The 22,847-nt window shown below is 38.9% G+C and carries 19 protein-coding genes and 1 pseudogene; 8 read left to right on the top strand and 12 right to left on the bottom strand.

Features of this window, described 5'->3' with window-relative positions:
- Nucleotides 1-11: 11 nt before the first annotated feature.
- From tssG to WAX86_RS07200, 8 genes and pseudogenes are all read right to left on the bottom strand, one after another.
- Nucleotides 12-1,019, bottom strand: a complete 1,008-nt coding sequence (gene tssG / locus WAX86_RS07235) for a type VI secretion system baseplate subunit TssG (RefSeq protein ID WP_237033722.1) — start codon at nt 1,017-1,019, stop codon at nt 12-14.
- Complete coding sequence (gene tssF, locus WAX86_RS07230; RefSeq protein ID WP_068969305.1) at nt 983-2,749, bottom strand: type VI secretion system baseplate subunit TssF; 1,767 nt, start codon at nt 2,747-2,749, stop codon at nt 983-985. Before tssF ends, tssG begins: the two co-directional genes overlap by 37 nt.
- Before the next feature lie 2 nt (nt 2,750-2,751).
- Entirely contained in the window at nt 2,752-3,189 is a 438-nt protein-coding gene (tssE, locus tag WAX86_RS07225) for a type VI secretion system baseplate subunit TssE (RefSeq protein WP_341489348.1), read from the bottom strand.
- A 4-nt stretch (nt 3,190-3,193) separates the two neighbouring features.
- Nucleotides 3,194-4,665 (bottom strand): annotated as a pseudogene (gene tssC / locus WAX86_RS07220) (type VI secretion system contractile sheath large subunit).
- A 53-nt stretch (nt 4,666-4,718) separates the two neighbouring features.
- Entirely contained in the window at nt 4,719-5,216 is a 498-nt protein-coding gene (gene tssB / locus WAX86_RS07215) for a type VI secretion system contractile sheath small subunit (protein ID WP_341489347.1), read from the bottom strand.
- 689 nt (nt 5,217-5,905) lie between these two features.
- Nucleotides 5,906-6,181, bottom strand: a complete 276-nt coding sequence (locus tag WAX86_RS07210; protein ID WP_036763933.1) for a polyhydroxyalkanoic acid system family protein — start codon at nt 6,179-6,181, stop codon at nt 5,906-5,908.
- Nucleotides 6,182-6,344: 163 nt separating this feature from the next.
- Nucleotides 6,345-8,390: a cache domain-containing protein gene (locus tag WAX86_RS07205; RefSeq protein ID WP_237035355.1), complete on the bottom strand. Its 2,046-nt coding sequence runs from the start codon at nt 8,388-8,390 to the stop codon at nt 6,345-6,347.
- Between the two features lies 1 nt (nt 8,391).
- A complete protein-coding gene (locus WAX86_RS07200) occupies nt 8,392-9,870 on the bottom strand; it encodes a sigma-54 dependent transcriptional regulator (protein ID WP_341489346.1) in 1,479 nt (492 codons plus the stop codon).
- 342 nt (nt 9,871-10,212) lie between these two features.
- Between WAX86_RS07200 and WAX86_RS07195 the strand changes: the two genes are divergently transcribed.
- The 6 genes from WAX86_RS07195 (at nt 10,213) to WAX86_RS07170 (ending at nt 16,449) form a co-directional block, all read left to right on the top strand.
- A complete protein-coding gene (locus WAX86_RS07195; protein ID WP_370466068.1) occupies nt 10,213-10,986 on the top strand; it encodes a substrate-binding domain-containing protein in 774 nt (257 codons plus the stop codon).
- 85 nt (nt 10,987-11,071) lie between these two features.
- A complete protein-coding gene (locus WAX86_RS07190; protein ID WP_341489345.1) occupies nt 11,072-11,773 on the top strand; it encodes an ABC transporter permease in 702 nt (233 codons plus the stop codon).
- A 19-nt stretch (nt 11,774-11,792) separates the two neighbouring features.
- Complete coding sequence (locus WAX86_RS07185; protein ID WP_065172187.1) at nt 11,793-12,497, top strand: energy-coupling factor ABC transporter ATP-binding protein; 705 nt, start codon at nt 11,793-11,795, stop codon at nt 12,495-12,497.
- A complete protein-coding gene (mobA, locus tag WAX86_RS07180) occupies nt 12,484-13,077 on the top strand; it encodes a molybdenum cofactor guanylyltransferase MobA (protein WP_005299571.1) in 594 nt (197 codons plus the stop codon). The genes WAX86_RS07185 and mobA overlap by 14 nt, the downstream gene beginning before the upstream one ends.
- On the top strand, nt 13,064-14,848 hold the full coding sequence (locus WAX86_RS07175; RefSeq protein ID WP_341489344.1) for a bifunctional molybdopterin-guanine dinucleotide biosynthesis adaptor protein MobB/molybdopterin molybdotransferase MoeA: 1,785 nt from the start codon (nt 13,064-13,066) through the stop codon (nt 14,846-14,848). The genes mobA and WAX86_RS07175 overlap by 14 nt, the downstream gene beginning before the upstream one ends.
- A gap of 881 nt (nt 14,849-15,729) precedes the next feature.
- Complete coding sequence (locus WAX86_RS07170) at nt 15,730-16,449, top strand: DUF3581 domain-containing protein (protein ID WP_005299574.1); 720 nt, start codon at nt 15,730-15,732, stop codon at nt 16,447-16,449.
- 65 nt (nt 16,450-16,514) lie between these two features.
- Here WAX86_RS07170 and WAX86_RS07165 read toward each other — a convergent pair whose 3' ends face one another.
- The 3 genes from WAX86_RS07165 to nagE form a co-directional block, all read right to left on the bottom strand.
- Nucleotides 16,515-17,825 (bottom strand): HAMP domain-containing sensor histidine kinase, encoded by a 1,311-nt coding sequence (locus tag WAX86_RS07165; RefSeq protein ID WP_171027695.1) that lies wholly within the window; start codon nt 17,823-17,825, stop codon nt 16,515-16,517.
- Nucleotides 17,806-18,483, bottom strand: coding sequence for a response regulator transcription factor (locus tag WAX86_RS07160; RefSeq protein ID WP_005299578.1), 678 nt, complete (start codon nt 18,481-18,483; stop codon nt 17,806-17,808). Before WAX86_RS07160 ends, WAX86_RS07165 begins: the two co-directional genes overlap by 20 nt.
- Nucleotides 18,484-18,645: 162 nt before the next feature.
- The gene (gene nagE / locus WAX86_RS07155) at nt 18,646-20,013 is read right to left on the bottom strand and encodes an N-acetylglucosamine-specific PTS transporter subunit IIBC (RefSeq protein ID WP_065172098.1); all 1,368 of its coding nucleotides are present in this window, start codon (nt 20,011-20,013) and stop codon (nt 18,646-18,648) included.
- A 395-nt stretch (nt 20,014-20,408) separates the two neighbouring features.
- On the opposite strand from nagE, the gene WAX86_RS07150 reads away from it, so the two are divergent.
- Nucleotides 20,409-21,122, top strand: a complete 714-nt coding sequence (locus WAX86_RS07150; protein ID WP_005299581.1) for a phosphatase PAP2 family protein — start codon at nt 20,409-20,411, stop codon at nt 21,120-21,122.
- 144 nt (nt 21,123-21,266) lie between these two features.
- On the opposite strand, the gene WAX86_RS07145 is transcribed toward WAX86_RS07150, so the two are convergent.
- Nucleotides 21,267-21,623, bottom strand: coding sequence for a helix-turn-helix transcriptional regulator (locus tag WAX86_RS07145; protein WP_065172099.1), 357 nt, complete (start codon nt 21,621-21,623; stop codon nt 21,267-21,269).
- Between the two features lie 725 nt (nt 21,624-22,348).
- Here WAX86_RS07145 and WAX86_RS07140 point away from each other — a divergent pair.
- Nucleotides 22,349-22,795, top strand: a complete 447-nt coding sequence (locus WAX86_RS07140) for a DUF411 domain-containing protein (RefSeq protein WP_005299584.1) — start codon at nt 22,349-22,351, stop codon at nt 22,793-22,795.
- Nucleotides 22,796-22,847 lie beyond the last annotated feature (52 nt).

Raw genomic sequence — 22,847 nt, 5'->3', positions numbered from 1 at the left:
CTCCATTTCCTTTATTGGCGCACCTGTATCTTTACTTTACAATCGCTATTCTTTGCATCTAAAAACGAAGACCATCCAAGAGAGAGTTGAGAATCTCGCGTTAAGCACATGGACGGAACTTCTTCTTTTTTAAGTACCAGCTCCAAATCAAATGCCATTTGCTCACGAAGAACAAATTCAACTAATTTACACAACGGTTGATACTCTTTTCCTGAAGGCAAAAAGTCATTAAATCGATCTCGCGTAAGATCTTTAATTTCAACCACAAACTTGCCAGTGCAATCTTTTACTTTGGCTCCAATGATGGTCGACTCACCCAATCGGCAGTTATTCATCCCTAAGCGCATCTGTTGCTCTTGTACAATATCCACAGTTCGAATTTCCCATTGCCTGATAGCGACATTTTCTAATTCGAAACAGTGAGCAATAATGCCTGCAACAACTTGGGGCGAGCGACTACGACCTGCCAGAGTTCCTGCGTAAGAGAGCATTTTGCTCCAGTTAATTGGTGTCTCACCTCGTAAGTCACTATCTGACAAACCAACAAGGGCAAATAATTGTGATGAAAATAAGTCACTGGCGTTATCTTGATAACAAACGTAATAACGATATTTACGCCATAACTGGTAAACCAAAGCTAAAAGACGATTATTAAAAAAATCTAAAAAGGCTCGCCTTACACCATTTTCATTTTCGGTAGCGATTTGCTCGAGCAAAAAGCCAGGTAATGGTGATTGCGCCCCATTTAAACCAAGAAAAGCCGTTTCAATACGATAGCTCTCGTCACTCAGTGCTTCTAATTCAGTGATATCGCTAGAAGCAAAACCCAAACTGGCACTGGTGCTAAAAATGAGTCGACAATTACTTTCCCATTCCTCAGAGCTAGGATCTTGTTCTGTTAGTTTCAATAGCAACTCAACTAACTGATAAAAATCATAATTCTTAGCTTGGTCGAGCAAAGTATCTAATCTTTTATCTGACCTTAGATCAGAGGTTGTAACCCTGTCTGCGTTCCCCATGTATACCTTTCTTGATTTGCGCTATTAACGACGACCAATTCATGAAACGAGTTAATACTGGCGTATAAAGCAAAGAATCGACTTAGTACACTACCAAAAAGGTAAAGGTCACCTTCTGAGGCAAATGCAACTTGATCGAGCATAATCTCAGACTGTAAACCTCTCACAGGCAAGCCCTTAATGATCCGTTCAATCGGCTTAGAGTTAATCTCAACAATGCCATCTAAACGCAATTTGGCGACACGCTCTGCTTGTCTATCTACTAACGCTCTGAAATCGTAAGCTCTAATCACTGAACACAACGCATCTTTTGACAATAGAGATAAATAATTGAGTGACAGATTAGAGATAAGAGTCCACAACAAACTACCGTCTAACGTTGGTCTAAGTGGTTGTGTTGGCTCTGTAATATTTTTAAATGAAGCAAATGATGGTGAAGTATTTGTTGCTGCACAAATATCGCCAATTCCTAATTCAATGGGTAACTGTCTATTCGTGCAAGTAAGCTCTAATGAGATCGCTTCACTGATGCCAATACAGTTTGTTTCATCGCCACGAACAAATGAGATAAAGTGGTCAAAACCATCGCCTCTAACACTATTTTTTACTCGTGCTCGATAATACAAAGCCTCACGGTGTCGAGAACGCTCAATTTCATGTTGAAAACTTTCAAAGGCACTATATACCCTCTTTTGCCCTCGAATTCGGCCTTCATGGGCTTCTTGCCAACCTTGCACTTTATCAATACTAAAAATCTCATAATGCGTTGGATATCGACTGGATGGCACCATTCGATATTCAGATCGCTTACCCGTTAGATCAATAGGATCAGCATCATGAGAAAATAGATTGATAATAGGCGTACAAAACAGTGAAAATGACTCTTCTCTCACGCGCACATCGGCAGGTAATGTCTTAGAAAAAACAAATCGAAGTGTAAATTCTTGCCCCATATCCGACGTAATAAACTGAGATAAATTACACAATTCGCCAAAGAGAAAAGCATCTGAAAATGTTAAGTATTCTTGCAGTATCCGATAGCCTTCATAAACATTCTTAGGAAAAGGTAAAACACCTTCGCCTGTTTCAAACCCTACGCTCTTAAAATGATCTTTTGGAATAACAAACTGATGCTCACCACATACCAGTTCGATACGAGCTAAATAATGGTTGAGCCATAAATAGAGCATTTGAGCACTGTATTTTTGGCCACCTAAATAAAATTGAAGATCTTGTAGATCTATATCAGATAATCTTTGTTCACCAATTACTTCAAGCTGTAAGTCGATAATTGACGCTTCTCTTGTATGGTTTGTTGTAATCCCTATTGGTGCTATCGGATAAATATCCACATCTCTGCAAGTTTTAAAGTGACAAACGGTTTCCATGACTGGAATACTGTCTATTTCCGTCTGAGCAGGAATCTTTTGGCCAACGCTTAATGCTTTTTCTATTGGTGAAAACTGCGCAATACTTAGACTTGGAATTGGTCGTAAGTAATTAGGCCATAACATATTAATAATAGAATGGGTCAACTCTGGGAATTCATCTTCCACCTTTTCTCGCAACTTTGCTGTGAGAAAAGCAAATCCTTCAAGCAGGCGCTCTACATCAGGATCGGTATTTTTACCTTGAAGAAAACGAGATAGTTGAGGGTGCACTTCCGTAAAAGCGGCTCCCTGCTCTTTAAGAAAAGCTAACTCATCCCTGAAAAATTTATCTTGTGACACTATCAAACCACTCTATATTTACGGCTCGTATCAAGTAACAAATCAATTTGTACTGAATCATGTAACGCTTTCGAGTTTACTAAGGCTTTGATATGAAAGCGTAAATTTAGAGGACTCTCATCATCAGGAGTAAACTGAACATCAATATTCTTAAGTCGCGGTTCGTAACGTTCTAGGCAACGTCGAATTGCGAGCTTAATCTGCAAAGCCAAATCGTGACAGCCTAACGTTGCATCATTAAAATCGATTAATCCAAGCTCCGGCGCACTTAAAGACTCCCCAATACGGCTATTAAGAAGCTGAGAAATATTTCGTTTGATTGAATCAAGCACAAGAGCTGGCTCAGGACCTTGAGTAATAGTTCGATTTGCGCTGTCAACCTCTAAGCGTTCAAAGAGGCTGACACCATACGCACTATCCTCTAATGCGATATATGACATTGAATTAGTCCTGATCTAAACGACCAACAAGTGACAATTCAAAATTTGCGCCCATATATTTAAAGTGAGGACGAACAGTCAGTGCAACTTGATACCAACCTGGATCGCCTTCAACATCCAAAACATCAATTTGAGCTGCACGTAATGGACGACGACTGCGAACATCTGCAGGTGGGTTTTCTTGGTCAGCCACAAATTGTTTAATCCAAGCGTTCAATTCACGTTCAAGATCTTGACGCTCTTTCCATGAACCAATTTGTTCGCGCTGAAGCACTTTCACATAATGGGCAAGACGGTTAATGATCATCATATAAGGTAACTGAGTACCTAATTTGAAGTTCATTTCAGCTTCTCGACCTTCTTTTGTGTTAGGGAAAACTTTTGGTTGTTGAATAGAGTTGGCTGAGAAAAATGCTGCATTGTCGCTACCCTTACGCATGGTTAGAGCAATAAAGCCTTCTTCTGCAAGTTCGAACTCTTTACGATCAGTCACTAATACTTCGGTTGGGATTTTAGCTTGCAGCTCGCCCATAGATTCAAACAGATGAACAGGAAGATCTTCAACAGCCCCTCCGCTTTGTGGACCAATAATATTTGGACACCAGCGGTATTTAGCAAAACTATCGGTTAGACGAGAAGCCAATGCAAAAGCTGTATTACCCCACAAGTAGCTCTCATGAGATTCACTTACATTTTCACGGTAGTTAAATGTTTTAATTGGGTTTTCTGTTGGATCGTATGGAGTTCTTAATAAAAAGCGAGGAGCTGTTAAAGCAATATAACGAGCATCATCTGATTCACGAAGCTGGCGCCACTTTGTATAGCGAGGACTTTCAAATGTTGCTTTTAAATCTTTAATGTTTGGTAATTGTTCAAATGAATCAATACCAAAAAATTCTGGTGCAACACCTGAGATAAAGGGAGCGTGGGCCATGGCACCAACAGCACCAGCATATTGAAGTAACTTCATATCTGGAGTTGAAGGTGTAAATTGATAATTAGCAACAATCGCAGCTACCGGTTCGCCAGACCGTATCCAGCCGAGTATACATGCTTATATAGGCCCGATTGAGAAGTCTCTGGTGCAAACTCAAAATCATCTAATAGCTCTTCTTTCGTGACATGCAATAGCTCAATCTTATTATTTTCACGAAAATCGGTGCGATCCACCAGCATCTTAACACCACGCCATGACGACTCCATTTCTTGGATCGCTGCGTCATGTAAAATTTCATCCATCTGTAAGCTAATTTTGTTATCAAGCTCAACCAACATTTGATCGACTAAAGCTTTATTAACTTGATTATCAGCATGTTCACTACCCAATAGGTTTTCTATGAAAGCCGCAACACCCTTTTTGGCAATATCATAGCCATCATCTGCAGGGGTCATTCTAGTCTGCGCCATAATCTCATCAAGGAGACTCACTGACGAAATTTTGTCACTAGAGATTTGTACGTCTTGTTGTACAGTCATAATTCCGTTCCTGAACTATAGGTAATTAAATTATCAATAAAGATGAATAGTTATTATTTATTAAGATCTTGACTAACAATTTCAAGTTCACTTAATAGTTTACTTCTAGACTCTTCAGAATCCATTAATTCCTGTAAGCGCGTACGGAATGCTGGAATATTTCCTAAGGGACCTTTCAAAGCAACCAATGCTTCTCTTAATTCAATAAGCTTCTTTAATTCAGGAACTTGTTGACCAATGGAATCAGGGGAAAAGTCATCAAGAGACTTTATTGATAAAGTAATTGGTAATTCAGAACCATCATCTGATAGCTTATTATTAACCGTTGTTGTTATTGATAAATTACTTTCTTTCATTACTGATTCAAAGTTATTTTTATCAATCGAAACTGCTTTACGATCTTCGATAGCAACATCTTCTGCACCACCTTTAAAATCACCAACAATCAAAGTCTTAAGCGGTAATTCAACTGATGATTGGTCATCACCATTATGAGGAACATATTTAATATTAATACGTTCTTTAGGTGCAACACTGCCGTCTTTTGACATTATAACTCTCCGTTTAACTTTATTTCAGTTGCAAGAATCCAGTGATATCAAATAAAAAATATCACTTATAAATCTTAGATTTTTAATCGTTAATTATATCTATAAATACAATTAACAATAAAATTATCATAACTTATATCGGAAAGTTTATATCTTCCCTAGCCTCTAGATAAATATGATTATCCGAAAAAATATTTATTATTTACGAGATAATTTTTGTTATTAATTATTATCTCTTGCTCTTATGTGTCAAACAGAATATACCCATGCAACAAAAATGCAATTAATTTGACCAAAAATTAAGGCACAACACCGCAATTTTTCGCGTTAAAGTCAAAATAATGGCACAAAGGAGAAGTATTTATTGCATATAAATGTAGTAACGCTCTAAAAGTGATAGTTCATATCGGCATATCGAGTGATTCATCTGATTGGCTTTAACATGGAGGAATCAGGAAATTGCTACTTATCCACGAGCAAATAAAACAACGCAATCAAACGTGATAGAGCAAGTTTGTATGATGATAAAATTGTGCCAATCTCCCCAAAAGAGATGTAGCTTACATAAGGCATAAGTGATTTGTGATTTAGAACAGATTAAAGAAAAGAAACCTGCTAGATACATTAGCGAAAGCTAGCAGGTTATATTGAGATTAATGCGTTATTTTCGGTGCAGGAGATATTACAAATTAAGCAACTAATAGCTTATCTAACTGCTGACAGATTTCAGATTCTATTGCACTAGAGAAAAAACTGGCAGTAAAGCCTAGAGATAACTTGATTGTCAATTTACCATCCATACTTTCTAAATAACCATTAGCTGAGCTGTGTTTTATCATTAAACGGTTATCTTGCCATTGCCAAAGAACACCATATTCATCAACTAACTGCTGTGCAATCAGCTCTGAAACCTGAGTTATATGTTCATGAGAAAACCCATGCTCTCGTTCGATTAAGATGGTCACTGTATCACTCGTCCTTTAGTGCTCTTATGTCTGATACCCAAATGAAAGTACCAGACACTACTTGTTGCTATTAATTACTGCTTATACCCAGTTATTTGAGTATAAGCAGTATAACAATCCATTGCATATTAATATGTGCTTTACGTCATATCATCTCGCCTAGTTAGGGTTTTATTTGAAGCAAAATATCGCCTTCCTGTTCAATCATCGCCTTCTCATGTAAAAAGATGGAAAATGTTGTTCCAACTCCAACTTCAGATTGGACTCGAATTTCGCCCCCAATACTTTCGATAATACCTTGGCTAACAGAGAGCCCTAGACCAGTACCAGAACGTCGGGTCGTAAAAAATGGATTAAATATTCGAGTTAAGTTCTGCTCTGATATTCCACAACCATGATCCGTAATCTTAATAATTGCACCAATGGTTGTTTTACCCTCAATCCAATCTTGAGTGCTGATCTGTAGTATTCCGCTATCATTCATTGCGTGAACACCATTCATCTGCAAATTAACTAAAACTTGAAGTAATTGATGACGGTTAACCTCAACACTGCATTTAGCTTGTAAGTCGGTTTCGATCTTAATATCCAGTTTCTTTGTACCAGAACGTACCAGAGTCAAACTCTCTTCAACAATAGGATTAATATGCTGCCAAATGATCTCATCTTGAACCCCACCCTGACGGCTATATTGCAATAAACTTCGGGTAATATTTCTTATCCGATCAATTTGTTCATGGATCGCTTCAAGCTCATCTTTTATTGGCGCAGTTCCATCTCCAAGTTCAAACTGGATCAGTTCAACATTACCTAAGATCACTGCAATTGGATTGTTAATTTCATGAGCAATGCCAGCGGTCAGTTCACCCAATGCAGCCAGCTTTTCACTGTTAACTAATTTATGTCTAGCCTGATTTAACAGCTGAATATGACGCTCTAACTCTTCAGTTTTTTCATGTAAACTGTGCGTTCTTGCATCAACTTTATCTTCAAGCTCAATAGCTGCTTGCTTAATAGCTTCATTCCGTTGGTCAAGTAGGTCCAACATTGAATCAAACTGGCGTCCCAAAATTTGCAGCTCATGATTCTCGCTTAAATCCAGTTTACCAATTCGCTTCTTAAGCCCTAACTGCACAGCTCTCACAACATGGTGAATTTTCTCGATAGGAAGAAAAAGATCCCGTGAACCACGATAAACAATAATGCTCGATAGAAGTAGCACAATACAAATTGCTATACCCATCTCAATAATATTAGTGAGATAAGTTCTAACCAGTGGCCACTCCAAATAACCGGTATAGAGCATTCCAATCACTTTACCGTCATAATTTCGTAGCGGTTCATAAGCTGAAACATACCAAGCATCGTAAACATAGGCTCTATCAACCCAAACTTGACCGTCTTTTAATACATCCTGCTTAACTTGCTCTGAGACAGAAGTACCAATAGCTCGTCCCTTTTTCATACTACTGTCTAAGGGCACATTAGTACTGACTCGTAAATCATCCATAAATAGCGTAACAGTACCTATACTCCCCTTTGGTAAAGTATTAGAGGCATACACTAAATCCCGAATTCGATCGACCAATTGCGTACTGTTATTGAGTAACATTCCCCCATCAATAATCCACTGCAATTCGTGTCGATCATTAAAAATAGGAATTAAGCTTCGACTCACTAAACCTCGACGCTCAATCTGGTTTCCGCGCAACATAGGTATCTGTGCTCGCGCTGGAAGATCGGGATTTAAACGATACAACTCTTGGCTATCGAGCACTTCAAAAAAGGTCTGTTGCTGACCTGCGAGCAGTAATTTTCGATTGGATTTTGGAAACTCAGCGAGCTGAGAGGCTGGATGAATAATAACAAAATCTAGATCATAATTTTTGGCTTGAGTTGGTACCCAGCGGGTTAATGAGCTCTCATCATGGCGTAACCGCTGCTGAAAATCGTATGAATGCGTAAGGGATGTTAATTGCATCCACTGTTCTCGTTGCAACAATTCCATACTATGGTGAGCTACCGCAAGGTCGGCCCTAACATTCATCAAAGCACTTTGCCAAGTGTACATTAAGGTCCAATATAACGTGATGCCAATCAGAGCGAGCATAGTTAAAAAGATAGGAACCGATGTTAAGACTAACAATCGGTATCGCACCATAGTTCTAAAGCGATTAAGCCACGTAGCCACAAAGGTTCTTAATTTCATGTTAAGCCTTCAGCTCTTCAACTTCATCAGTCCATTCTTTGAATTTTCGCTCTAATGTTTTACGAGCAACCCCCAACTGACGAGCTGCAGCTGATTTATTACCATCATTTGAGTCAACCACTTGAAGGATATGTGCTTTCTCCACTTCTTTTAACGTCCAATCAGTTGGATAACAATATTGCTCCTGTCCGTTTTCATGACAGCGACATGGACGTTCATCACTTATACTAGTTACACTGTCACTACCAGTTATACTTTGTTCTTCATTCGGATTTGAATCTACGTCATGAGATACAGGAAAATCATCATTAAGCTCTTGCCAATAATCTGCTGGTGGCTTACCCAATAAAATGCAACGCTCCATGAGGTTGCGTAATTCACGAATATTACCGGGCCAATCGTAAGCTTGCATGGCAACAATATCTTCATGCGTCCAATTAATGGATTGCATACCAAGGTCTTTTGCCAATTGATGAGTAAAGTGGTGCGCAAGAGCAGGAATATCTTCAATACGCTCTCGAAGTGCAGGTAATTCGATCGTTAACACATTCAAGCGGTAGTACAAATCTCGTCGAAAACGTCCCGCTTCAACCTCTTCTTTTAAATTTCTGTTTGTTGCAGCGACAATTCGAACATCTACTGAAATTTCCCTTTCAGCACCGACAGGACGAATGGCTTTTTGTTCTAACGCACGTAATAACGAAGACTGCATTGAAAGTGGCATTTCACCAATTTCATCAAGAAAAAGTGTCCCGTTATTAGCCACTCGGAACAAACCTTCTCTCGCTTTTTTAGCTCCAGTAAATGCCCCAGAAACATGACCAAACAGCTCGCTTTCAAGCAGATCAGGAGCGATTGCTCCACAGTTAAGAGGCACAAAAGGACCGGAACGTTTACTCAGTTGATGTAAGGCTCGTGCAACCAATTCCTTACCGGTACCCGACTCCCCTTCAACCAATACCGCGGCTAAAGAAGGGGCTACCTGTGCAATCATTTTCTTCATCCGTTGAGTACTGGCAGCATCCCCGATAATTTCTACAGGATAAGAGCGTTCCACATCCCGTTGTAGGGCAAAGTTTTGTCGCTCCATAAGCCGACGTTCAATACAACGACTAACCGATTGCATCATCTGCTCAAGATTAAACGGTTTTAAAATAAAATCAGAAGCACCTGCTCGTAGCGCTTTAATGGCCATTTCAAGATCCGCATAGCCTGTCATAAAAATCACATCACTACGCTTAGTTGTTGGATCAAAAGCCTCATGCCAATCAATCCCTGAACGTCCAGGCAAATTGATATCGACAATTAAGAGATCAAAATGACAGCGTTTGCGAATTTCCTCCGCCTCTTCCACACTTCCAGCCACATCAACCTGAGCAAATTTTTTACTTAATGCTTTTTGAAGAATGGTACGCATACCAGGTTCATCATCTACCACTAATACCGATACCGCTGTCCATGAAGAAGAAAAATCTGTCATAAAAATAATTATCTCAATAAAATTTGATGCGACATTTTGTCCCACCTTTGTTATCTATGTCAAAGTTGTTTCAAAATAATCGTCTTTCAGCGCACAAAACTGAAAACAATATAAATATAAGCCATTGGTTTTATGCTATTTTTCAAAAATAAAAAGTTTAATTGTGAATATGGCATTCAACTTGCTTATAAGCATGCAAATTGCAAAGTCGTCTGATTATTTCTGAAATAACTTTGCAGCCCCATTTTCTAACTTTTGTTTTAACCATTTGACGAAACGTCAGGAAGACCTATGAAACTTTTAAAAACCGCTTTAGTTATCCTTGGTTTCGCTGCCACCTCTATGGCACATGCTGCAGACACCACTAAAGAAAACAAGACTATTCGCCTAGCAACCACAACCAGCACTTATCATTCAGGACTGCTAGATTACCTTCTACCTGAATTTAAAAAAGACACAGGTTACTCTGTTGATGTTCTAGCAGCAGGTACTGGTAAAGCGCTACGTATGGGTGAGAACGGTGATGTGGATCTTGTAATGACCCATGCACCAAAAGCAGAAGCGACGTTTGTTGATAAAGGTTTTGGCGTTCTACCGCGTAAACTAATGCATAACGACTTTATCCTAGTTGGCCCAGAAAAAGATCCAGCAAAAATCAAAGGTGATAAAGACATCGTTGATGCGTTAACCAAAATTGCCTCTTACAACGCGACTTTTATTTCCCGCGGTGACGATTCAGGTACAAACAAGAAAGAACTTAACCTATGGGCTCAAGCAAAAATGGAACCAAACTTTGGTGGTTATAAAGCAGTAGGTCAAGGTATGGGACCAACACTAAATATGGCTTCCGAACTGCAAGCATACACACTAACAGACCGTGGTACTTGGTTGGCATACCAAAACAAACTTCATCTTGGTATTATGGTGCAAGGTGATAAGCGTCTATTTAACCCATACCAAGTTATTTTGGTAAACCCTAGCCGCTACCCAACAATTAACTACCAAGGTGCGAAAGTATTTAGCGATTGGCTCGTTAATCCTAAAGCGCAAACCATGATTAATGACTATAAGCGCCACGGTGAGCAACTTTTTGTAGCAGACGCTATTACTAAGTAACTGTAAATGGATGCCTTTTCGACAGAATTTACCCAAGGTCGAAAAGGCATTTTGTCTTTATTAACCGGAATAATATCGATTAAGAATGAATATTTGGCAAACCACTCAACAAGCTATCGAACTCCTATTTAGCGGTGATACTGCGCTCTGGGATATCGTTGGGGTTTCCTTCTCCGTTTCATTACTAGCAATTGGAATTGTTCTAGTACCCTCTTTACTTATCGCTTTTGCTCTGGCTTATGGAAAATTTCCAGGACGTTGGTTAACACTTTCTTTATTTAATACCTTTCAATCAATACCAACGGTTGTTATTGGCTTACTGCTTTATATGCTGCTCTCCCGCTCCGGCCCTTTGGGAGATTGGCAGATGCTATTTACACAAAAAGCGATGATTTTAGGGCAAATTCTTATCTGTTTGCCTATTTTAGTCTCTATGATGCATGCCGCATTCCAAAATAGTGATCGTCGCGCATGGGAAACATCACTAACTCTAGGTGCCAGCTACCCGAGAGCTTTTGCTAGTCTAATGTGGGAGTGTCGATTCCCATTGCTAGCCGCAATTATTGCCTCATTTAGTCGAGTGATTACAGAAGTTGGCTGCTCCATGATGGTGGGGGGGAATATTATGAACTCCACTCGAAATATTCCTACCGCCATTGCACTGGAAAGTTCCAAAGGTGCCTTTGCACAAGGGGTGGCGTTAGGGATGGTTTTATTAATCTTAGCCTTAGTATTAAACTTCTTATTATCTATCTCGCGTGGCAAAGCCCACTTAAGAACCAATTAATCCATAGGAGAACGTGATGATGTCTCAAGTATCTTTGCAAGCTCACGATCTTTCTATGCGTTTTAAAGATCGTTTACTGTTTCATGTCCAGCAGCTCAACATCAACCCACAAGATGCAATCTATCTTTCTGGCGATAATGGTGTGGGTAAAACAACTTTGCTTAAAATCCTTGCTGGATTGCAAAAACCGACGACAGGAAAAGTGAATTTACAAAACAACCGTTTCTTACGACGTTTGTTACGTGGTCACTATGAAGGCGGTGTTATCTACATGCATCAAACACCTTATATGTTTGATGGTACTGTCTTTGACAACGTCTGTTATGGCTTAAAATATGCCATCAAAGATCGACAATTGCGTCGAAACGAAGCCATTAAAGCCTTACGAATGGTTGGCCTTGAAACCTTAGCTGATGAGCATATATCTGTATTATCTGGCGGCGAGCGTCAACGTGTTGCTATGGCCCGAGCATGGGTACTAAAACCAAGCGTTTTACTTATGGATGAATCCAGTGCTAGTCTTGATTCCGAATCCATTTTACGTCAAGTTGTATTAGCCCAAGATTTACTGAACCGAGGCACCAGCTTAGTTATTACAAGCCATCAACAAAATGCACTAACTGCACTATGCCGACGTCACTGGGTAATTAATGACACCAAATTAGTTGAACGAGCTGATCTTCAGCTTGTGACAGAGGACAATAATAATAATGCCTATGCCTGAACAAACTCGTTGGGTAATTTTAGCGGGTGGCAGAGCGAGCCGTATGGGTGGAAACGATAAAGGCCTGATCTCATTATCTGGCCAACCACTTATTCAACACGTAATTAATACCTTAAAGCCGCAAACCAATAAAATTATCATTAACGCTAATCGAAACCATGATGAATATGCTAAATACGCTCAAGTATTTGGCGATCAAATTCAAGACTTTCCTGGCCCTTTAGGTGGAATGCACGCGGCGCTTCACGCTTTACCAGATGAGTGGATTGGATTTGTTCCTTGCGACTGCCCTCAACTTCCCCATGATCTTATCGCAAGAATGTGTGCTGCTTGTGATCAAGATACTGATATTGCGGTTGCCCATAATGGTGAGCATATTCAACCCGTTGTGACTTTAATCAATCGTCGTATTCTTCCAAAGTTGGAAACATTTTTAGCCAATGGCGACCGTAAAATTATTCTTCTCTATCGCCAATGTAATATGATCACGGTTGATTTTAGTGATCAAGCTGATGCTTTTATTAACTTAAATACCCCAGAAGAACTCAATCATTTTGGAGCCAATCATGAGTCTAATTAACGCTTCATTACCTCTTCTTGGCTTTGCTGCTTTTAGTGGTACAGGTAAAACAACATTACTTGAAGCCATGCTACCAAAATTAGTTGAACAAGGTCTTCGAGTTGCCGTTATTAAACACGCTCACCATAATTTTGATATCGACCAAGAAGGTAAAGATAGCTATCGCTTAAGAAAAGCGGGAGCAAGTCAGATGTTAATTTCATCTCGCTTTCGTCGCGCCTTAGTAACAGAAACACCCGAAGTTGAAGCTGAGCTGCCTCACCTAATCAAGCAACTCGATCAAAGCGTACTGGATCTTATCTTAGTTGAAGGTTTTAAAACCGTTAGCTTCCCGAAAATTGAGTTACATCGAGAAGAGATTGGCAAGCCATGGTTATATCCAGACGATAGCAATATTATTGCAGTTGCTTCTGATTCAAAACCCGAAACAACGCTTCCAACACTCGATATTAACGACCTTGATGCGATCACTTCTTTTGTCGTTAACTATGCCAAAACGCAATATACTCAAAAATCACAAGAAAAATCTTTAGAGTGTGGCGATCTAAATCCTCAAGGGATGCTATCGGTATCTCAAGGTCGCCAAGCAATATTAGATCAAATTGTCCCATCTCAAACCATCATTAATGTTGAACTGAAAGATGCTTTGGGTCAAATTGTCGCACAAGATATTCTCTCTCCGGTTAACGTTCCTCAGCATACCAATTCAGCGATGGACGGTTTTGCTATCCGTAATGACGATCTAGATCGTGATAGCTATCATGTGAGTGGCCAAGTGCTAGCAGGCCACAGTTATGATTTGCCACTAGAACAAGGTCAAGCCGTTCGCATCATGACAGGTGCCCCAGTTCCTAAATTCGCTGGTGCAGTTGTTATGCGAGAGCAAGCTGAAGTTAATGGTGAAAATGTCTCATTTAATCGTAATATGGGAGTTATCAAGGCTGGACAAAATGTGCGAATGGCAGGTGAAGATCTTGCATTAGGCCAAGTAGCCATAGCCAAAGGAACTCAAATTACTGCTCCAGAACTAGGTATGCTCGCTTCATTAGGTTTTGCCGATGTCGCAATCACTCGCCCTATTCGAGTGGCAATATTCTCAACAGGAGATGAAGTTCAACAGCCTGGCGAAACTCAAAAAACAAACTGCATCTATGATTCTAACCGCTATACCCTATTTGCTTTACTGAAAAAAATCGGGTGTAAAGTGGTGGATATGGGAATTATAGAAGACAGCGAAGAGACTCTTGAAAAAACACTTCAAGAAGCCAGTGAACAAGCAGACATGATTCTATCATCAGGTGGCGTGTCGGTTGGTGATGCTGATTACATCAAAACGGTTCTTGCTAAATTAGGCCAAATTAATTTCTGGCGTATTAACATGCGTCCAGGTCGCCCTCTTGCATTTGGACAAATTAATCAAATTCCATTTTTTGGGCTACCAGGTAATCCTGTTGCAACAATGATTGCTTTCTTACAATTTGTAGAGCCTGCAATTCGTAAGCTCCAAGGTATCGATAACTGGCAACCAGAGACCATCACGGCGATTGCAGCAGAAAAACTTCGCTCTCGCCCAGGACGAACAGAGTACAGCCGAGGTCATTATTACATTGATGCAAACGGTCGAATTGCCGTTGTTAGCACAGGCTCTCAAGGCTCTGGTATTTTACGTTCAATGAGTGAAGCTAATTGCCTTATTGAAATTGCCCCAGAACAAGACAATGCAGAAATTGGCGATAGTGTAACCATTATTCCACTACTATCTCGCATATAATTTTCCATATTATTCAAAACGCAAAAAGCCGCAAATCCATTCATTTGCGGCTTTTTTATATCTTAATATTTTTTGGCACTCAGCAAACTACCCTCTAGTTTACTGAGTGCCATTTAGTGTAGCGTCCATACCACTTATTTTTATCCTAAGCTTCTACACGTCAGAAGTCGGTTCTTTATTCTATAATAGACCAAACTTATTCCAGTATGGCGTATTATAGAATCTTATATCTGGTGACTTGGTTGATTTCACAAAGTCTATCTATAATTCTGATAATACATAAATATTCTTATATGTCACTTTAATTAATTCATTTACTTTAAAAATAACGAATCATTTTTGTTTTTCGCTCAATTTACACTCAAAAAATAGCATTACTAAAATAATACTTTAGCCTTGTCATATCTCATTCTTTAGGCGTAAATTGCCAACAAACTTAATTTACCATTTGCTCAAATTATCAACGGCATGTAACAACCACAAACAAAATCATTATATATCAATAAGATACAACAAATTAAGTTCAACACCCAAAGTGAAAAATAATAACTAATATTCACAGATGACCATTTAAGCAAAAATAATTGAATGTTATGCATATTTAATTCATATAAACAAACCAATGTATGCATTCTATTCCCCCAAGAAATAATACATAATTATTCAAATAAAGCTCAATCAAACCCATATAAATGCAAATATATTCTTTATGTTAAAATCGATTATTGGCCATATTAACTCTAATCAATCAGCATAAAAATGCATATCCACACCCATCTTAAATGTATGATTATTCGCCATTCATCTGGCTAGACCATTTAACGTGAAATAATGTTGTACAATGCAAACAGTTAAGAGACTTAGGTATAAATAAATCAGATATGTTTTTAGATTCATACTATTCAGATCACAACGATGCGTTTTCTTTTACACGCCAACAAGCTAGCCATTTTGCTAAAAAGGTAGCGGGCGATTTCAATCCTATTCATGACGAAGATAACAAACGTTTTTGTGTTCCTGGTGATCTTTTATTTTCTGTATTCTTAGCAAAAGAAGGCCTAAGTCAGAAAATGCGTTTCGAATTTGCTGGAATGATCAGTGATGGCATTGCTTTAACTTTCTATCAAAAATCAGATAACGACATCTCAGTTAAAGACGAAAAATGCAAAGAATATATGCACGTTACTCGTAGTGGATTAACAACTACAGATGAAACCTTGATCGCTCAAATTACTAAGAATTATGTGCAGTTTTCAGGCATGAATTTTCCACATATCATGGTTCCGCTTATGAAATCTAAGGAAATCATGATTAATCCGGCTCGCCCTTTAGTTGTTTATGAGAGTATGGAACTTGATTTTACTCGATTAGATCTTAAAGCCCCTACTGTAGAGCTATTAGATTCAGAAATTGATGCTGATGGCAAACGAGGCAGCGTAACACTCAATTTCTGTTTTAAAGAAGATGGTGAAATTGTAGGTACAGGCAAGAAACGCATGGTTATGAGTGGACTACGCCCATACTGCCAAGATGGTATTGATGATCTTGTTAGCCGTTTCCTTGCAAGAAAAGATGCGTTTTTAACAGAAGTTGCCGCTTAATATAGTAACAGGTTGAACACCCTGTCATTTTAAGAGACAGGGTGTTCAACAAATAGAAAAATAACTTAAGATGAAAATAGAATTCGAGCTCTCAGACCTGGCTTATTATCGCTAAATACCAGTTCTCCACCATGGCTTTGCACCACAGCATCAACTAAAGAGAGTCCCAAACCATAACCTTGTTTTGTTCGACTTGCATCAGCTCTAAACATAGGTTCTTTAATTCGCAACTTATCTTTACTTGATACCCCCATTCCAGTATCTACAACAACCAGTCCAAAAGGATCTACGACAACGGTAATCGTTCCTTTTTTAGGCGTATACTTAATCGCATTTTCAACCAAGTTGTACACAGCTCTAAATAGCAAACTTGGCTCACCAGATAATTCAAATGAACTGTCTACACGAAAGATCAGCTCTTGCTGTTTTTCTTCTGCTAAAGGGGTTAAAAACTCAACGGCATCTTGAGCAATAACATCAAGATGGGCGATCTCTTTATGAACGTCCTGCTTTCCACTATTTAATCGCGAAATCTCCAACAGTCCATTAAACATATTGAGTAACGTTTCTAGATCGTCATGACAAGCCTCAAGCTCGTTGGTATAAGGTTGAGGATTCGCAGCCAATACCTTTTCTAACCGTAGCTTTATCCGAGCGATCGGTGTACGCAAATCATGAGCCATTCCAACGGAAAGATCTTTTAATGATGATTCGTTTTTTTCAACCTGCTCAATCAGAAAATTTAATTTCTTAGTCAACAGGTTAAATTCATCATCATTACTGCTTTCTGGTAGTTTTACCCCTTTCTCCCCACTAATTACTCGGCTCATTCCTTGGTTAACGCGAGCCAACTTTTTTAATATGGATAAGGAAAAAAGTGTTGCCCCCGCTAACATCAGAATCACAGGAATCGCGATACCTGATAGTAAAATGGGAGTGACTGTATCTCGATAAGATCGTAATAAATTTGGGTTGATGCCAATAATCAGCTTTTCAGTAGACGATAAGCGAACGACAACTTCAGTACGCTTATTCCCTTCGTGATAATAATCAGCTGAAGTGAGTAATACTGGGTAGTTGATGCTTGTTTTAGAGCCCGATCTTTTTTGTATACGATAGAAAAACGTTTTAGATGCTCGGCTTCGTTCCTCTATTAACCGATATATCTTATTAATGTCTCCAACGCTTACTAACAAACTAAACGTACTGGCTTCACTCGTTAACTCCCTTTCAAGTTGCTTATGATAGAAGGCTTCTGAGCTAACAAATACTTGATGAATAAATAGCATAAAAATCATCGCCACGCAGGCGATGAAATAAAGCAGCACTTTATAGGTCGATGAACTTGCAAGATTATCAGTCTTGACGAAGAACATAACCAGCCCCTCTCACGGTATGAATCAGGCTCACTTCCCCCTCGGCATCCAATTTTTTGCGCAAATTAGCAATGTGAACATCAATAATATTGGTCTTAGGATCAAAATGGTAATTCCAAACTGATTCAAATAAGCTCATTCGAGAAACAACACTTTCCGCATGACCCATTAAATACTGCAGTAACAAAAACTCTTTCTGCTGCAAGTTAATAACTCGATTTCCACGCCATACGCGATGAGATTTCAGATCAAGCTTAAGGTCAGCATACACATATTCTGTAGCAACTTGAGTTGTTGCATGATGGCGTTTAATTAAAATTTCAGCTCTAGCAATAAGCTCCGCTAAGGCAAATGGCTTAATTAAATAATCATCACTACCAGCTGTGAGTCCTACTACTCGCTCTTCTACACTGTCCATAGCACTTAAAATCATAACTGGAGTGCTATTTTCAGTTGCACGAATAGCCGCAAGAACTTTCAGTCCATCCAGCATAGGAAGCATACGATCGAGAATAATTAAAGAATATTCACAACTTGTTGCCATCATTAACCCTTGGTGACCATCGCTCGCCTCATCAACCACATAACCGTGTTCAATCAAGCCCTGAACGACAAAGTCTCGAGTCGTATTGTCATCTTCTATAACTAAAATTTTCATAACGTCACACTTAAATGGATAACAACAGCGTATCCAGAAATTTTGTAAATTATATACAAACAAAAAACGGCCTACAAACATGCAGACCGTTTAACACCAATTAACCAAAGGGGGATTCAGTCAATTGAGATCACAACTTAAATACAAGATAAATCCAATGACTTAAAGTGAATTCATCTCAGTTGCAATTTTTTCAGCAAGTGGACCTAAGATAACTTGTAAGTTATTAGAGCCAACATTCACCACACCTTTCGCGCCAAGTTGCTTAAGTTTAGCATCATCGATCACAGAGCGGTCAACGATACCTAAACGTAGTCGCGTAATACATGCTGCAATATCGGTTAAGTTTTCTTTGCCACCAAGAGCTTCAAGGTATGCTTTAGCTAATTCAGTATTATTTTCTGCTTTTTCAGGGTTTGCGTTTTCTGCCGGTGCATCTTCGCGACCTGGAGTCTTAAGATTAAAGAACTTAATCGCTGCAACAAACAGTACAAAGTAAATAACACCCGTTGCAATACCAAGAGGAATAATCATCCAAGCATTATGAGCTGCTGGAGCGTTAAAGTTTAACATATAGTCAATCAGACCAGATGAGAAACTAAATGCCATATGAATATTCAATGATGAAGCAACAACTAGACTCACACCCATCAAAATAGCGTGGATAAGATATAGTCCAGGAGCTAGGAACATGAACATAAATTCAATTGGTTCAGTAATACCAGTTAAGAATGCTGTTAACGCAACACTCAATAACATACCACCAACAACTTTCTTGTTTTCTTTCTTAGCCGTTACATAAAACGCCAGTGCAGCACTTGGTAAACCAAACATTACAACCGGGAAGAAACCACTTAGGATCTGTCCTGCATTTGGGTCTCCAGCAAAGAAGCGAGAAATTTCACCAGTTGCGCCATGGTAGTCACCAAATACGAACCATACCATGGTATTTAGAATGTGATGCAAACCGATTGGGATCAATAGACGGTTAGCTAAACCATATGCAAACTCACCAGGCTTACCACTTGTTAGAATCCATTGGCCTAAGTGGTTGATCATCTCTTGTACTGGCGGCCAAACAAGACTAAAGATATAAGCAATGATAAGTGCAACCAAACCCGTAATGATTGGAACAAAACGCTTACCAGCAAAGAAGCCTAAGAATTCAGGAAGCTTGATGCCATTGAAACGATTGTATAGGTGGCCTGCACATAGACCAATAATAATACCCCCAGCAACGCCAGGATCCACATCAGCATTTAATGTCTTAAGTGCCGAAGTCATGATGAAATAACCAACACAGGCAGCGATTGCAGCTGCTGCTGAATTGTCTTTAGAAAAACCGCCAGCAACACCCATTGCGAATAATAACGCTAGGTTATCAAATACGGCTTGGCCACCAGCAGCCATAAATGGAATATTAAGTAAATCTGGCTGACCAAATCGAAGTAACATACCAGCTACTGGCAGTACTGCGATTGGGAACATCAAAGCATTACCGAGCTTTTGGAAATAACCTAAAATGTTCATTCCCTCTCCCTTTTGTAACGTCAATTAATAAGCAAGCAAATCTGCTGCTAAAACCTGATGCAACAATAGCCCTCAGTTATTAAACTTTTTTTTGTTTTAAGATTAACTTTTCTTAATAAAACTAAGCATTCGTGACAAAAATCACAATTAATGAAAAGAAATACTTTATTCTGTGAAAGGTGTCACGCCAATATCTTTTTTTATTGGCAATACATCATCCCTCACACCAATTCATAACCAACACAAATACTTGGCTAGATAAACACAGCCAAACGATGATACCATTTAGCTCTATTGCCATTTCCTAGCATGTTTTATCTTAATTCTGACAATTATTTCACAAGTTCTGCGCTACTATCGCTCGCAGCACTTAACAACGTTGAATTTTACATCTTATGATTTCGTCTTATATTTATAAAAAATATCCGAATATCATTGCATTAGCCTGTTTTTCAGTTGCAATGATTGCCGCTATGTTTATCTTCCCAGCGCCTGAACTGACCTCGCATTTGAGTGATACATTAGGACTAATTTTTACTATTTTGACAGAATCTGCTGGCAAGCCATTTTTTCTGGTCACTATCGCTCTACTCTGCTTTATCCCTATCGTAATGCGCCTTCCTCGTAAGACGATGGTTAAATTGTGGATTCAATTTGCGATTATCTTAGTACTTAGTTTGGTGGCAAAAACAGCACTAAAGCATTTTACCGCGGTACCTAGACCCTTTACTCATGAGTTGCAACAACTACACGTTATTGATCAGCCACAAGATTTTTATCAATTAAGTAAAGAAGATAAAGCATTAACCGTTGCTAAAGTTGATGATCAAGTCTCTCATTGGCGTACTGATTTATGGAAAAAGAAAGAGTCATATTCTTTCCCATCAGGTCACACCATCTTTGTTGCAGTATGCGTTATGTTTTGGGGTGGATTCTTTATTCGTCGCCGTAAATATGTACCTGCAGCAATCATCATTACTTGGGCAACGGGTGTAGGTTTAAGTCGTTTATGGCTAGGCATGCATTGGCCAGCAGATCTATTAGGCTCAATGAGTGCAGCAGCAATACTGTATCTATTTGTGCCTGAATGGGATGAGACTGAATCTTAACTCTTTCGAAAAATTTCTCATTTCCTTGATTTAAAAATAAAACATTAAAAAACCCCGTGGATGTATCAACACCACGGGGGTTTTATTGTTTGGTATATACCCAAGTGACTTCAAGATGCGAGGTTACTTGGGTATAAGAGCTGATTACTGCGCTTTTATATTGTGCTCATATTCAATGACCACTTGGTTACCGCTGAATGTAACATTCTGGACTGTACCATCAAGGGTAATTGTATTTTTTAGCATCACACTTCCAGGCATACCAGCAACGGCTTTTTGACGTAGTGATGGTAGCGTTAATACAGGGTCAACACCTAAGCGATTGCAAAAATCGTTTACAAAACCCGATTCAATCGTCTTGCTACCTCGTAAAATATCAGAAAACTCCAATTGAGTTAGACCCAGTTTTTTTGCCATTTCAATTTGCGTAATACGCATTTTAGCTTTATGACTCATCCATGTATCATGTAAAACTTGTCGATCTTGTTCTGTATATTGCATTGTTTATCCTAGCGCTTCTTATTCCGCCCAAACTATTGGGCTATGTAATAACACTATTAAACCTGAGCCACTCTAAGAGATTGTCATCCTTGTGTAAGCCTTTATATCCTTTATCCCTAATAGTTCAAGAATTCTGCATGCGGTTTAAATCAGAAACACGCTGTAACAAATAGGGCAAATATCCCAATTGCTTTCTCTAGCTTTTCCTTCCTCAATACCGATATAATCGGGCCATTCTCTATTTTCAGATTAGGCTTAAAATTGACCCGTCGATTGATTATCTTCTTAATCGCGAGCATATTTTTGACATCACTTTCAAGTGTTGCAATGCCTAACACCCGCCTTTCAACTGATAGTAATACGGTCCATTCTTCTGTCTCGTGTCAACCTGTTACATCGCAGCCAATTTCAGATCCTTGCTGTAATTCATTACATAAAATGACCCAGTCTGATTGTAACGATAATAACAGTATGTCAACTTCATCCAGTTGTTGTGATCATGACTCTTGTTCTATGAAAATAGGGAAAGTGTCATATTCTGGGCTACTCCCGATGCCCTATTCAATTGCTAAAATGCGCTCAGAAAGACCGGAACATAGTCGACATCGTTATTACTCTCATCAATATGAGCCATTATTAAGACCTCCATTAAATTAATGCGTTAACACCAATTTATCGCTCAACGTTAATACATTATTTATTTGATACAAATTTAGGTTCATATTATGAAAATTAAAACTCTTCTTATGGCATCACTACTTGCTCTTTCTACGCAAACTATGGCTGAAACTATTAAAGGTACGAACTATCAATCACCTTATTGTGGCTGCTGTAAAGAGTGGGTAAAACATATGAAAGATAATGGTTTTGATCTAGATATTGTCTACGAAGAAAACTTAACACCAGTAAAAATTAAATTAGGTTTACAGCCACAACTAGCATCATGCCATACCGCAGAAATTGAAGGCTACACTTTTGAAGGGCATATTCCAGCATCAGATATCAAACGTTTTCTAGATAAGAAGCCTAAGCGAATGATCGGCCTTGCAGTACCAGGAATGCCGATGGGATCTCCTGGTATGGAGTACGGCGATAAGAAAGATGCCTATGATGTTGTTGCTTTTGATAAAAATGGAAAAACCATGGTTTGGTCTCGTCAAAACCAAGAGTAAATGCTAAACCAGCAGCGTTGTAAGTAATGCTGTAAACAGACCTGTAAAACTA

This window comes from Photobacterium damselae subsp. damselae, assembly GCF_038086725.1.
Taxonomy (GTDB): domain Bacteria; phylum Pseudomonadota; class Gammaproteobacteria; order Enterobacterales; family Vibrionaceae; genus Photobacterium; species Photobacterium damselae.
This window is presented reverse-complemented; position numbering and strand designations above follow the sequence as displayed.

Coding starts and splice junctions, on each gene's coding strand:
- WAX86_RS07170 (WP_005299574.1), top strand. CDS start 15,730: ATGTTTTTAGATTCATACTATTCAGATCACAACGATGCGTTTTCTTTT.
- WAX86_RS07160 (WP_005299578.1), bottom strand. CDS start 18,483: ATGAAAATTTTAGTTATAGAAGATGACAATACGACTCGAGACTTTGTC.
- nagE (WP_065172098.1), bottom strand. CDS start 20,013: ATGAACATTTTAGGTTATTTCCAAAAGCTCGGTAATGCTTTGATGTTC.
- mobA (WP_005299571.1), top strand. CDS start 12,484: ATGCCTATGCCTGAACAAACTCGTTGGGTAATTTTAGCGGGTGGCAGA.
- tssG (WP_237033722.1), bottom strand. CDS start 1,019: ATGGGGAACGCAGACAGGGTTACAACCTCTGATCTAAGGTCAGATAAA.
- WAX86_RS07195 (WP_370466068.1), top strand. CDS start 10,213: ATGGCACATGCTGCAGACACCACTAAAGAAAACAAGACTATTCGCCTA.
- WAX86_RS07175 (WP_341489344.1), top strand. CDS start 13,064: ATGAGTCTAATTAACGCTTCATTACCTCTTCTTGGCTTTGCTGCTTTT.
- tssE (WP_341489348.1), bottom strand. CDS start 3,189: ATGTCATATATCGCATTAGAGGATAGTGCGTATGGTGTCAGCCTCTTT.
- WAX86_RS07140 (WP_005299584.1), top strand. CDS start 22,349: ATGAAAATTAAAACTCTTCTTATGGCATCACTACTTGCTCTTTCTACG.
- tssB (WP_341489347.1), bottom strand. CDS start 5,216: ATGTCAAAAGACGGCAGTGTTGCACCTAAAGAACGTATTAATATTAAA.
- WAX86_RS07150 (WP_005299581.1), top strand. CDS start 20,409: ATGATTTCGTCTTATATTTATAAAAAATATCCGAATATCATTGCATTA.
- WAX86_RS07145 (WP_065172099.1), bottom strand. CDS start 21,623: ATGCAATATACAGAACAAGATCGACAAGTTTTACATGATACATGGATG.
- WAX86_RS07205 (WP_237035355.1), bottom strand. CDS start 8,390: ATGAAATTAAGAACCTTTGTGGCTACGTGGCTTAATCGCTTTAGAACT.
- WAX86_RS07190 (WP_341489345.1), top strand. CDS start 11,072: ATGAATATTTGGCAAACCACTCAACAAGCTATCGAACTCCTATTTAGC.
- WAX86_RS07200 (WP_341489346.1), bottom strand. CDS start 9,870: ATGACAGATTTTTCTTCTTCATGGACAGCGGTATCGGTATTAGTGGTA.
- WAX86_RS07165 (WP_171027695.1), bottom strand. CDS start 17,825: ATGTTCTTCGTCAAGACTGATAATCTTGCAAGTTCATCGACCTATAAA.
- WAX86_RS07185 (WP_065172187.1), top strand. CDS start 11,793: ATGTCTCAAGTATCTTTGCAAGCTCACGATCTTTCTATGCGTTTTAAA.